Source organism: Flavobacterium luteolum, from assembly GCF_027111275.1.
Lineage (GTDB): Bacteria > Bacteroidota > Bacteroidia > Flavobacteriales > Flavobacteriaceae > Flavobacterium > Flavobacterium luteolum.
In genome coordinates this window covers 3026568-3039658 of sequence record NZ_CP114286.1, presented here as the reverse complement: position 1 = coordinate 3039658, position 13091 = coordinate 3026568, and the positions used below count along the sequence as shown (strand labels likewise).

The window sequence follows — 13091 nt, the reverse complement described above, 5'->3', positions numbered from 1 at the left end:
TTGACTAATATACATTATGAAAAAAATATATTCTCTTTTTGCACTTTTAAGCCTTTTTATGTTGAGTGGCTGTTCTGTTTATAACTTTACAGGAACTGGAAAAATCGATGCTAAAACATTTCAAGTTAACTTCTTTCAAAATAATGCCGATTTAATTGAACCTGGAATCGATAGAACTTTTACCTTGGCTTTGCAGGATTTGATTATGAATCAAACCAATTTAAATTTAGTCAGTAATGGAGGTGATTTGGTTTATGAAGGAGAAATTACAGATTACAGAATTACTCCAATGACAGCAACTGCCGATCAGCAAGCTGCTCAAAACCGTTTATCGATTCGTGTTAATGTTCGTTTTATGAATAAAAAGAAAGAAACAGATGATTTTGAGAAATCTTTTGAATTCTATTATGATTTCCCAGGAAGAGACTTACCAACAGGATCTGTTTTAAGTGAAGCAATTAGAGTTATTTTTGAAAGAATTACACAAGATATCTTTAATGAGTCATTAGCAAAATGGTAGTTTTGCCTGTTTGTTTAATCGTTTAATCGATAAAACAAACAAAACGAATAAACGATTAAACAATTAACCGATTAAACCAAAAATAAAGAATGAACGTTAGCGATTATACCTACTTAATGAACAAACCCGATGCTATTACTGAAAAGCAGGCGGATGCATTAGGCAGTGTTTTGAATGAATTTCCGTATTTTCAAAGTGCACGCGCATTGCGATTAAAAGGACTTTACAATCAAAACAGTTTTAAGTATAATTATGCTTTAAAGGTAACAGCAGCGCATACTGCTGATCGTTCTGTTCTATTTGATTTTATTACTTCTGAAGCTTTCACTTCTATTCAGAATGATTTCTACGAGCAAAAACTGAGAGATCTTCTTGAAATCACTGTTTTTGACAGTGAAATCATTTCGCCTGAACAAATTCAGAAAGCTATTGAAATAAAAACAGACATTGAAGAACAAGCTGTTTCTGAAATAATAAAAGAAACTCCAATTTCTACTATAGAAACTCCTTCATTTACAAAAATCGAAGAGCCAATTAAAACGCAGGAACCAGTAAAAGCGGAAGAACCTGTCATTATTGAAGAACCTAAAAAAGTTCCTGAAATTGACCCTTCTATTTTTCTGGCTATAAAAGAAGCACATTCTATTACTTTTGAAAAACCAATAATAATAGAAGAGCCAAAAAAACTTCCAGAAATAGATCCGTCTATTTTTCTTGCTATTAAAGAAGCGCATTCCGTTAGTTTTGAAAAACCAGTAATCGAAACAGAAAATAAAATTGATGCTGTTGATTCAGTCTCAAATATTGAGGAAGAAAATGAAATCTTATCAGAAGAAGAAATAGAAGAAGAAACGATAATAACAGAAGAACCTAAAATAGACCGTATTGAAAACTCTATTTTAAGTTCTATTAAAGTTTCTGAAACTCCTTCTATAACTGAACCTGAATCTATAATTACAATTGAAGAGCATAAATTTGATCGTATTGAAAATTCTATTTTAAGTTCGATCAAAGAATCAGAAGCCGCAACTACTGAACAATCTGCAAAAGCTGAGGAAATAAAAGCTGAACCTATTATAGAAGAGCCTATTTTAAATTCGGTTGAAGAAGAGGAAGACGACAGCGTTATCGAAGAAATGATTATTCCAGAATTTAAAATGAATTCTGTTGAGCGATCTATTCTCTCTTCGATTAAAGAAGCTGAAACAAAAAAACCTGCAGAACCAAAAGAAGCAATTCAAGAGGTTATCAAAGCTGAGGATCGCGAAGAAGATAAAGAAGAAGAGATTAGAGAGGAAAATGAAGAGCCGATCGAAGAAATAATCGAAGAAGAAGAGCCTAATGAACCTGCAAAAACGGCTGCTGAACATTTAGAAATTGGAAAACCTTTGGATTTTTCTCTTAGCGAAAAACATTCGTTCCAAGAATGGCTTCAATTATCTCGAACAGAACCAATTGACCGCTCAAACGAACTTTCTCCAGAAGAACAAGCAAAAATAGAAGCTGCTAAAGAAGAAGAGAGACAAAAGAAGGCTGAAATTATCGATAAATTTATCGAAACCAATCCGAAAATATCTCCAATTAAACCTGGAACAAGTGCTCCAGCAGTCCAAATTGAGACTACTATAGAGGACAATTCGTATCTAATGACCGAGACTTTGGCCAGAGTATATCTGGAACAAAAGAAATATACAAAAGCAATTCAAGCTTATGAAATATTAATTTTGAAATATCCAGAAAAAATTACTTTCTTTGCAGACCGCATATCGGATATAAAGATTTTACAACAAAATAACAATAACAATAATTAAGTAATGAGCACATTTTCAATTTTTTTAGTTTTAATCACAATAGTTTGTTTTCTATTGATCGTAGTTATCATGGTACAAAACCCTAAAGGAGGCGGATTGTCTTCTACAATCAGCGGAACGCAGATGTTAGGTGGAGTACAAAAAACAACTGACTTTTTAGACAAAAGTACTTGGACTTTGGCTACTGTTTTAATTGTGCTAATTTTACTTTCAAGCTTAAGCTTCTCTGGATCTTTAAGCGATACTGAATCTAAAATCATTGATAAAACTGAAGCTCCTGTAAATGCACCTGCTGCTCCAGCACAAGGAACTACTCCTGCGCCTGCAACACCTGCACCAGCAAAATAAAAAGTAGCTCGATATACAATCTAATGCCAGCCTGTCAAAGCTGGCATTTTTTTTAAGAAATAATGTCAGTTTTTCTAGCATGGCACAGTTTCTGAAAGTTTATAGAACAGAAAAAAACGTATAACTTATAATAATATAAAATCATGGCTTTAAACATTAAACCGCTTTCAGACCGCGTACTTATTGAGCCTGTTGCAGCTGAAACTAAAACTGCCTCAGGTATTTTTATTCCTGATACTGCCAAAGAGAAACCTCAAAAAGGAACTGTAGTTGCAGTAGGAAACGGAACTAAAGATCATACAATGACTGTAAAAGTTGGAGATACTGTTCTTTACGGTAAATATGCAGGTACTGAATTAAAATTAGAAGGTACTGATTATTTGATTATGCGTGAGGACGATATCCTTGCAATTATCTAAAAATATATTGTATTGGGTATGAAGTTAAAAACTTCATTTAACTTGAAACAAATCAAACTTTAAACAAAAATTAAAATGGCAAAAGATATAAAATTTGATATTGAAGCACGTGACGGATTAAAACGTGGTGTTGATGCATTAGCAAATGCTGTAAAAGTAACTCTTGGACCAAAAGGTCGTAACGTAATTATCGGAAAATCATTTGGTGGACCAACTGTTACTAAAGATGGTGTTTCTGTTGCAAAAGAAATCGAATTAAAAGACGCACTAGAAAATATGGGTGCGCAAATGGTAAAAGAAGTTGCTTCTAAAACTAATGATTTAGCTGGAGACGGAACTACAACTGCTACAGTTTTAGCTCAAGCTATCGTAAAAGAAGGTCTTAAAAACGTTGCTGCAGGTGCAAATCCGATGGATTTAAAACGTGGTATCGACAAAGCTGTTGAAACTATCGTTGCTGACTTAGCAAAACAAGCTAAAGTTGTTGGAAGCGATTCTGACAAAATCAAACAAATTGCTTCTATCTCTGCTAACAATGACGAAGTTATTGGTGAATTAATCGCTACTGCTTTCGCTAAAGTTGGTAAAGAAGGTGTTATCACTGTTGAAGAAGCTAAAGGAACTGATACTTTCGTTGATGTTGTTGAAGGAATGCAGTTTGACAGAGGGTACCTTTCTCCTTACTTTGTAACAAACCCAGAGAAAATGGAAGTTGAATTAGATTCTCCATACATCTTATTATACGACAAAAAAGTATCTTCTTTAAAAGAATTACTTCCGGTTTTAGAGCCAGTTGCTCAATCAGGAAAACCATTATTGATTATTGCTGAAGATGTTGACGGAGAAGCTCTTTCTACATTAGTAGTAAATAAATTAAGAGGTGCTCTTAAAATTGCTGCTGTAAAAGCTCCAGGTTTTGGAGACAGAAGAAAAGCAATGTTAGAAGATATCGCAATCTTAACTGGTGGAACTGTAATTTCTGAAGAAAGAGGTTATACTCTTGAAAATACAACTATCGAAATGTTAGGAAACGCAAAAAGAGTTTCTATCGATAAAGACAATACAACTATCGTAAGCGGTGCTGGTGAAGCTGATATCATCAAAAACAGAGTAAACCAAATTAAAGGTCAGATGGAAACTACTACATCTGATTACGATAAAGAAAAATTACAAGAGCGCTTGGCTAAATTAGCTGGAGGTGTTGCTGTTCTTTACGTTGGTGCTGCTTCTGAAGTTGAAATGAAAGAGAAAAAAGACAGAGTTGATGATGCTTTACACGCAACTCGTGCTGCTGTAGAAGAAGGAATCGTTGCTGGTGGTGGTGTTGCTTTATTGAGAGCTAAACTTGCTTTAGCTGATTTAAAAGCTGACAACGCTGATGAAGCAACTGGAATTCAAATCGTTTCTCGAGCTGTTGAAGCTCCATTAAGAACTATCGTTGAAAACGCTGGTCTTGAAGGTTCTGTTGTTGTAGCTAAAGTTTCTGAAGGTTCAGGTGATTTTGGATACAATGCAAAAACTGACGAATATGTAGATATGCTTACTGCTGGAATTATCGATCCTAAGAAAGTAACTCGTGTAGCTCTTGAAAACGCTGCATCTGTTTCTGGAATGATCTTAACTACAGAATGTGCATTAATTGATATTAAAGAAGAAAATGCCGGAGGCGGAATGCCAATGGGTGGCGGAATGCCAGGAATGATGTAATTCATTCTCTTCTTAAAAATTAAAAGCGCTGGATTTACTTCTAGCGCTTTTTTTGTTCGCCACGAATTCACGAATTATTGATTCTATAATCTTTGTCAATAAATTAAACGAACACTTTGCGTGCGATTTGTTTGCCACAGATTAAAAAGATTTTCACAGATTATAATCCTTTTAATCCGTTTAATCTGTGGCTAAAAATAAACATAACGATTAGAAAAAATAAATTCGTGAATTCGTGGCTATCTTTTTTATTTAACATTCTCTTTTTCTTTAAAAAATCTGTTATCAATACCTTTGTGGCTTCACAATAATATTAAAAATGAAAAAGTATTTTACTTCACTCCTATCTTTAGTTTTCCTTTCGCTTTCATTCGTTTTACAAGCCCAAAATGCTAAAGAAAACTATGTAGTTTTAGTTTCTATGGATGGCTTTCGCTGGGATTACGGCAAACAATTCAATCTTCCGAATTTGAAGCAAATTGAAAAAGAAGGCGTTCATGCAAAATCAATGAAACCTTCATATCCTAGTAAAACTTTCCCAAATCATTATTCGATTGTAACAGGACTTTATCCAGATCATCACGGAATCATCAATAATGTTTTTTATGATGCTTCTTTAAATCAATCTTTTTCCTTATCGAGCAACGCTAAAAATGATTCGAGATTTTATGGTGGAAATCCGATTTGGAATTTAGCCGAACAGCAAGGTGTAAAAACAGCCTCTTTCTTTTGGCCAGGTTCTGATATTGACAAAAGAAATCCAAGTTATTTCAAAAATTACGATGGTAAAATTCCGTATGGTGCAAGAATCGATACGGTTATGAAATGGCTACAGCTTCCAGAAAAACAGCGTCCGCATTTGGTGACTTTATATTTTGATGAACCAGATCATACGGGTCATAATTTCGGTCCACTTTCGTCTGAAAATAAAAAAATGGTCATCAAGATGGATTCTATAATGGGTGAAATATCTCGAAGATTGGATCAATTGCCTATCGGAAAACAAATCAATTTAATTATCGTTTCAGATCACGGAATGGCCAATATTAGCAATGATAAAAAAGTAGCCGTTTTAGATTACTTAAAACCAGAATGGTTGGGTTATAAAGACGTAATTAATCCGATTATGAGCTTACAGGCAAAACCTGGCTATCAAGATTCTATTGCTACTGCTTTGAAAAAAGTTCCTCATATTAAATTCTGGAAATCGACCGAAGTTCCTGAAAGACTACATTACGGAACGAATCCGCGTGTTCATGATTTTGTTATTGAGGCCGATAAAGGTTGGAGTTTAGTAAGCAAAGAAAGCACACATATAAAAGGCGGAACTCACGGTTATGATAATAATGAAAAAGATATGCATGCTATTTTTTACGCAAAAGGCCCAGCTTTTAAAGTCAATAAAAAGGTGAAAACGTTTCAGAATGTTTCCGTTTATCCCTTAATTGCTCATATTCTAGGCCTACAAACGGGTGAAATTGACGGAAAATTGAGTGATGTTGAGTCAATGCTTCGCTAAATTAAATAATGTGTCAATTTGATAATTAGATAATTTGACAAAAACATAAAGACAAACAAAGTTTAGACCCGATAGGTTTTTAAAACCTGTCGGGTTTATTTTTTGATAACATATATAAATATTAAGTCATTATAATTATTTAATTGACCAGCTTCACATTCGCCGAGTTATTTTGTTAAAACTTTAAAAATATTATGAATCTTTTAACCATTTTGAGACACTATTCTAATTAATTTTAGAGCTACGTTATAAGCATCATAATTGCCAAATATTTTCTATTTATGAAATTAATCATCAGGTTTTTTAGTTTTCTATTCTGCCTTCAATCTTTTGCACAGGCTATATCCAATCAAGACAAAATTACCAAATACCTTAATGATTATTTTTCTCAGGATCGCGAGGTTATTCATGTGCAATTCAATAAAAATCTTTTTACAAATAATGAAGATATTGCCTTCAAAGGATATATTCTCAGTAAAAACTATAACATTCCAAACAGCAATACTACAAATGTTCAACTAATCGTTTATAATGGCGAAGACCAAATCGTTCAGAAACAGTTACTTTTTGCACAATTTGGTGTTTTTTCTGGCGGAATTCATTTAAACGAAAAATTTAAATCTGGCAAATATCATTTTCATTTCTACACAAACTGGATGAATAATTTTAAGGAAGATGATTCCTTTAATGAGACAATCGAAATTATTGATAAAAACGTTCCGTATGCATTTCAAACCACTGAACCTAATTGGAAAACAGCAGAGGTAAACTTGTTTCCAGAAGGAGGAATTATCTTAAATGATATTATTAATACGATCGGAATTAAGATTACAGACTGCAATAAAATAGGAATAGAAGTGGCCGATGGAGTTATTTTGGATTCTAAATCAAATGAAATTACTCACTTTCATACCAACCAAACGGGAAATGGGGCTTTTTACCTAAGAGCCGATTTAAACGAAAAATATACCCTTAAAATAAATACTGATAAAGTAAAAATAACACAGCCTCTAGGCAAAATTGCAGAAACTGGAGTTATTTTAAGTGCTCCTAATAATCCCGCCAGAAACAATTTACTTGTTGTTCTAAAAACAAACGAAAAAGGACTTCAATCGTATCAAAATAAAAAATTCACCGTTCTGATTCAGCAAAATGGGAATTCAATGCAACAAGAAGTCAGCTTCAAAAACAATAAAACGGAGCAGCCTTTTTATTTCGATAAAAAATATTTGCCAAATGGAGTAAATGTAATCAGAGTATTGGATGAAGATTTAAATGAAATCACAGAAAAGCTAACCTATATTGAAGAAAACAAGATTCCGTCTACAACATTGGAAGCAAAAATAACATCTAATGACAGCATTCTATTATCTGGAAAAACCGATGTTAATAAAGCAGATTTAAGCATTAGCATTCTTCCCGAAAAGAGCGTATGCTTCAATCAAAAAAAGACAATTTTAAGCACTTTTTACCTAAATGCCTATTTAGAGAAACCTGAAACTGATGCTTATTTTTATTTTAATCCAGAAAATAAAACTCGAAGACAAGACATAGAGTTATTGCTGCTAAATCAGAGCAGAGGAAAATATTTATGGGAAAACATTAAATCAGGTCCACCAAAAATTAGTTTTGAATTTGAAAAAGGATTCGCCATAAGCGGAAAAGTAGAGAAAGAACTAAAACCGAATTCTAAGAACAAAATTTCTCTCGTTGCATTAAAAAACAATCAATTTGATCAAACCAATATAGATCAGAACAATGATTTCAAATTTGAACATTTTTTTGTCCAAGATTCAACTGTTTTGGCTTTACAAATGACCAATGAGAAAAATGTTGCTTTAACCACAAAAATAGAAGCGCGAATAGCTCGAAATGAACCTCGATTTGTTTTAGGACCATCATTTGAAAAAACATTTTGTCCCATTTTAAAAGCTTCTGAAAATGTTTTTAATTTTCCGCCACCCAAAACGAAAGCTAGCGAACTAAAAGAAGTTGCAATAAAAAACACTTTCAAAAAAGAGGTTTTTACTCATAAAGACGACATGAGCCCAATGGCAAAAGCTTTTAAATTTGATGGCAAAGAATTTAGAACTGTATTGAGTTTTCTATCTTCAAATGGTTATGAAACTGGCATTAATCCAACTGACTTTAGCGTATATATAAAAGAAAGAAGAAGTTCTTATCTTGGCGAATCTGGAAAATCTCCAAATGTATATATTGACAATTTTTTAGTTTTCGATTTTGATCAACTCTTCAACCTTACATTAGATGAAATAGATGAAATTTATATTGATCAGACTGGAAGTTCTGACACTTCTACCATAGGACATGGTACAATTAAAATTTTCATGAAAACTGGACAAAAAAACAATTATTTCAAACCAAAATTCACAACATTTATTGTAACAAAAGGTTTCGCAAAAGATTTTAATTATAAAACAGCTCAATTTGAAAATCAAGATGAATTTAATTATTTCGGCACATTGGGCTGGATGCCAAACATTGAGTTAAATGATCGTTCAGATTATCAAATTAAAATTCCAAAGAATCAGCAAAAAGAAATACAGGTTTTAATTGAAGGTTTTACTAATGACGGACAACTGATTTCAGAAGTTAGAAAAGTTTCGGTTGGAGGAGTTTTTTAATGCGGTAATTAGATAATGTGACAATTAGATAATTTTATTGATGGTCTATAATTGTAGAAGCGCCAGCAATATGGTTTATACACAACGCTAAGACAATTTTCTAATTATCAAATTGGCACATTAGCTAAATTAACTAACCACTTTATAAGTTGGATCTTCAATAACATTAACATTTATAACCGCATCAGCATTTTTCAGCAATTGCCTGCAATCGGCACTTAAATGCTGTAATTCTACTGTTTTATTGAGCTGATTGTATTTCTTAGTCAGATTATTTAAAGCTTCTATTGCAGACATATCAGAAACACGGCTTTCTTTAAAATCTATTATAATATGATCTGGGTCGTTCTGAATATCAAATTTTTCTAAAAAAGCTGCTGTTGAACCAAAGAATAACGGTCCATAAATTTCGTAATGTTTTATTCCGTTTTCATCAATATAATGTCTTGCGCGAATTCGCTTAGCGCTTTCCCAAGCAAAAACCAAAGCCGAAATGATTACACCAATTAAAACCGCCAAAGCAAGATTATGCAACACAATGGTGATTAAAGCTACTAGAATTCCAACAAAAATATCATGTCGTGGCATTTTATTAATAATCCTAAAACTTGCCCATTCAAAAGTCGTAATGGCTACCATCATCATTACCCCAACTAAAGCCGCCATTGGCAGTTTCCCGATTACAGGAGCTCCGAAAAGAATAATCAATAAAATAGTGAGTGCTGCAATAATTCCCGAAAGTCTGGCTCTTGATCCTGCACCAAGATTTACTAAAGTCTGTGCAATCATTGGGCAGCCTCCCATTCCGTAAAAAAAGCCATTTAAGATATTTGAGCTTCCTTGTGCGATACATTCTCTATTGCTGTTTCCTCTTGTTCCTGTGATTTCGTCAACTAGATTCAGCGTAAGCAAACCTTCCGTCAAACCAACAGCCGCAACAATGACCGAATACGGAAATATCACTTTTAAAGTTTCAAAAGAAAGTGGAATATTCGGAATGTGAAACGGAGGAAATCCGCCTTGAACCGAAGCGATATCTTCTACTGTTTTGGTTTCAATATTAAAAACAATTACCAAAGCAAAAACTACCATAATAGCTACTAAAGATGCTGGAACCGCTTTTGTAATCTTCGGAAAAATTAAAACAATGGCAATAGTCAAAGCGACCAAACCCAACATAATATATAGCGGAGTTCCTTGAAGCCAAGAAACCTGTCCGTTTACAATTGTTTTAAACTGCTCCAACTGCGACATAAAAATGACAACTGCCAAACCGTTCACAAAACCAAACATAACAGGCTGCGGAACTAACCGAATAAATTTCCCTAGTTTAAAAAGTCCGATACAAATCTGAACTACACCTCCAAGAGCTACAGCGGCAAAAACATATTCAATTCCGTGCGATTTCATCAAGGCGATCAAAACAATGACCGTTGCTCCTGCCCCGCCCGAAATCATTCCAGGTCTTCCGCCAAAAATAGCCGTAACCAATCCTGCAATAAAAGCGGCGTATAAACCAACCAACGGCGGAAATCCAGCCAAAATAGCAAACGACAGCGATTCTGGAATCATAGTCATTGCAACAGTTAAACCTGCTAAAATTTCGTTTTTATAGTTGACTTTTTGGCTAAAATCGAAGAGTTGGAATGCTTTTTTCATGGGCACAAAATTAGAAAAATAATATGCAAAAAAGCACAAACCTTTTCGTAATGAAAAAGCAGTAATGATATAAGAATTTAAACAGCTTGATTAAGTTAGCTGTTCTAAAAGAAAAAGGAAAATCGAAAGTATAAAACCGATCATTTCTGTATTTAATTTTAAATTAAAATATTCTGCAAAATACTTACAAAAAAAGCAAATACAGCTGCGTATTTTTACCTGATTTAATTTTGAAGTTATTTTAAATATTATTCCAATCTTATGCAAGTATAGCCTAAACGAGAAACATGATTTACAACGTTATCATACTGCAAATCAAAACCTTCAATTCTTAAAATTTTATCGCAGTCTTCCAAATCAAAATTAATTTTATATTCTGGAAAATGCTTTTGCATCATTGCGATGACATGATCTCGATCAGATTCATTCTGAACATTTGTTTTAAAAATCTCCACGATCATATCGGCATCTTTTAATTCTTTAAACTGGTACATTTTTATTTTTTTTAAAAGAGTATAGAAATTCGAATTCAAAAATAAAGGAGAAACCTCTATTTTAACAGCAATTTTATACCAATGGCGTACGATTTATACGAATGGCGTTGGTATAAATTTTTCTTTATAAATACTTACAAACTATACGATTGTATTATTTTTGCCGCTATGACAATTGCAAAAATCTACCAGAATTTTTTTCTACGAAACCTAATCGTAAACACACTTGTTTATTTAGTTATTTTCGCCTGCATTTACGACGAAGTAAAACTCGACGGACATAGCTGGACTTTTATTCTCAGCAAAATTGCCATGGGGTATTTTCCGTGTATTGTCTGGATTACGATTTTTAACATCTGCATCATTAAGCCTTTTTTATTTCATAAAAGGTTCAAAATCTTTTTCACGCTTCTAGCCGTATATTGGACTTGTTTTTATTTCTTCATGAATTGGTTTCTTCCGCTTGTGGAATTAGGAAATTTAAAAGCCCTTCAGATTGTATCGCTTATTATAAACGGCTGTTTTTTTTATTTCCTGCATATTGTTATTAGCAAAAAAATGAGCCAAGCCGATAAAGATATTATGAATTTCAAATCGGAACTTTCGTTTTTAAAACAACAGCTAAATCCGCATTTTTTATTGAATGCAATGAATAATCTTTACGGAGAAGCGTTGGCAGAACCAGAAAAAGTTCCAGATCGAATCCTGAATCTTTCAGACATGCTGCGTTATCAGATTGAAGCTTCTAAGAAAGATTATGTTTTAATGCAGGAAGAAATTGCGTTTATTAAAAAATACATTGAATATTACACGTTTAGAAACGAAAGACTAGCTGTAACGCAAAAAATTGAAGGTGTTCACGATCAAATCGAGATTCCGCCTTTGTTCTTTTTGCCCTTGGTTGAAAATGCGGTGAAGTTTTCTGCCGAAACTGCCGAACCTTTTATCAATCTTGATTTGAAGGTAAATTGCCGAAGCGTTACTTTTACCTTAAAAAACAATTATCTCGATTCGGGATCGCGACTTTCGAGCACGGGAATTGGAATTGAAAACTTAAAAAGACGTCTAGAAGTATACGGTCTAAAACACGATTTGAGCTGTAAAAAAGATAAAGAGATGTTTATCGTAAAATTGAATATATGGCACTTACCTACCGCTGTCTAATAATTGATGACGAATCGCCGGCGCACAAAGCCTTGATTTCGCATATCTCCAAATTTGACGAACTGGAACATTCTGGAAGCGCTTTTAATGGCATGGAAGCCATAAAACTGCTCAACGAAAACCAATACGATATTATTTTTCTCGACATTAATATGCCCGTGATTTCTGGCGTAGAATTGATGGAACTTCAGCCCAAACGCCCCATTACGATTGTTACAACGGCTTATTCTGACTTTGCGCTTTCGGCCTATCAAAACGATGCGATAGATTATTTAATGAAACCCATTTCGTTTGATAAATTCTCAAAGGCAATCGAAAAAGCCAAAACGTATCATTCTGGAAATAATCTTAAAAAAGAAAACACCGCAGACGAAAAAGTACTTTCGTACCGCTCGAACGGACAAGTAATTGAAACGCCTCTTTCTGATATTTTATACATCGAAAGTCTGGGTAATTACATGAAATTGTACAACTGCAAATTAAAATCTCCAATTGTTATTTACGGCTCGCTTGCGAGTATAAGTGCCGAAATTGATTGTGCGAATTTCCTTCAAGTTCACCGATCTTATATTGTAAATACAACTAAAATTTCTGCTGTTACATCCAAAAATCTTACGATGTCAAATGGCGATATTATTCCTGTGGGAAGGAAATATCAGATTCTGCTAAATAATTTGCCAATGAGATAATTTGTCAATTTGGATAATTAGATAATTTTTGAAAGGCTCAACTTTTAAGTTGGGCTTTTTTGTTTTTTATTGTTTTTGCAAAATGCGTATAAATACTTGGTATTGAGTTTTTATTT

At 33.4% G+C, this 13091-nt stretch carries 11 protein-coding genes; 9 read left to right on the top strand and 2 right to left on the bottom strand.

Going from position 1 to position 13091, the window contains the following annotated elements:
- Nucleotides 1-16: 16 nt before the first annotated feature.
- The 7 genes from OZP10_RS13090 (at nucleotide 17) to OZP10_RS13060 (ending at nucleotide 8969) form a co-directional block, all read left to right on the top strand.
- Nucleotides 17-520: an LptE family protein gene (locus OZP10_RS13090; RefSeq protein WP_177210782.1), complete on the top strand. Its 504-nt coding sequence runs from the start codon at nucleotides 17-19 to the stop codon at nucleotides 518-520.
- Nucleotides 521-609: 89 nt separating this feature from the next.
- On the top strand, nucleotides 610-2331 hold the full coding sequence (locus OZP10_RS13085; RefSeq protein ID WP_281631279.1) for a tetratricopeptide repeat protein: 1722 nt from the start codon (nucleotides 610-612) through the stop codon (nucleotides 2329-2331).
- A 3-nt stretch (nucleotides 2332-2334) separates the two neighbouring features.
- Nucleotides 2335-2679, top strand: a complete 345-nt coding sequence (secG, locus tag OZP10_RS13080) for a preprotein translocase subunit SecG (RefSeq protein WP_177210784.1) — start codon at nucleotides 2335-2337, stop codon at nucleotides 2677-2679.
- 143 nt (nucleotides 2680-2822) lie between these two features.
- Nucleotides 2823-3098 carry a co-chaperone GroES gene (locus tag OZP10_RS13075; protein ID WP_008467105.1) on the top strand — a complete coding sequence of 92 codons (276 nt, stop codon included), beginning with the start codon at nucleotides 2823-2825 and terminating at the stop codon, nucleotides 3096-3098.
- A 75-nt stretch (nucleotides 3099-3173) separates the two neighbouring features.
- A complete protein-coding gene (gene groL, locus OZP10_RS13070) occupies nucleotides 3174-4805 on the top strand; it encodes a chaperonin GroEL (RefSeq protein ID WP_095928620.1) in 1632 nt (543 codons plus the stop codon).
- Nucleotides 4806-5124: 319 nt separating this feature from the next.
- Nucleotides 5125-6324: an alkaline phosphatase family protein gene (locus OZP10_RS13065; RefSeq protein ID WP_281631278.1), complete on the top strand. Its 1200-nt coding sequence runs from the start codon at nucleotides 5125-5127 to the stop codon at nucleotides 6322-6324.
- Between the two features lie 281 nt (nucleotides 6325-6605).
- Nucleotides 6606-8969, top strand: coding sequence for a hypothetical protein (locus OZP10_RS13060; protein WP_281631277.1), 2364 nt, complete (start codon nucleotides 6606-6608; stop codon nucleotides 8967-8969).
- Nucleotides 8970-9098: 129 nt separating this feature from the next.
- On the opposite strand, the gene OZP10_RS13055 is transcribed toward OZP10_RS13060, so the two are convergent.
- A complete protein-coding gene (locus tag OZP10_RS13055) occupies nucleotides 9099-10628 on the bottom strand; it encodes a SulP family inorganic anion transporter (protein ID WP_281631276.1) in 1530 nt (509 codons plus the stop codon).
- Between the two features lie 248 nt (nucleotides 10629-10876).
- A complete protein-coding gene (locus OZP10_RS13050) occupies nucleotides 10877-11122 on the bottom strand; it encodes a hypothetical protein (protein WP_281631275.1) in 246 nt (81 codons plus the stop codon).
- 81 nt (nucleotides 11123-11203) lie between these two features.
- Here OZP10_RS13050 and OZP10_RS13045 point away from each other — a divergent pair, with 81 nt between their 5' ends.
- Together OZP10_RS13045 and OZP10_RS13040 are read left to right on the top strand one after the other, a co-directional pair.
- The gene (locus OZP10_RS13045) at nucleotides 11204-12286 is read left to right on the top strand and encodes a sensor histidine kinase (protein ID WP_281631274.1); all 1083 of its coding nucleotides are present in this window, start codon (nucleotides 11204-11206) and stop codon (nucleotides 12284-12286) included.
- Nucleotides 12262-12975: a LytR/AlgR family response regulator transcription factor gene (locus tag OZP10_RS13040; RefSeq protein ID WP_281631273.1), complete on the top strand. Its 714-nt coding sequence runs from the start codon at nucleotides 12262-12264 to the stop codon at nucleotides 12973-12975. Before OZP10_RS13045 ends, OZP10_RS13040 begins: the two co-directional genes overlap by 25 nt.
- The last annotated feature ends 116 nt before the right edge of the window (nucleotides 12976-13091 follow it).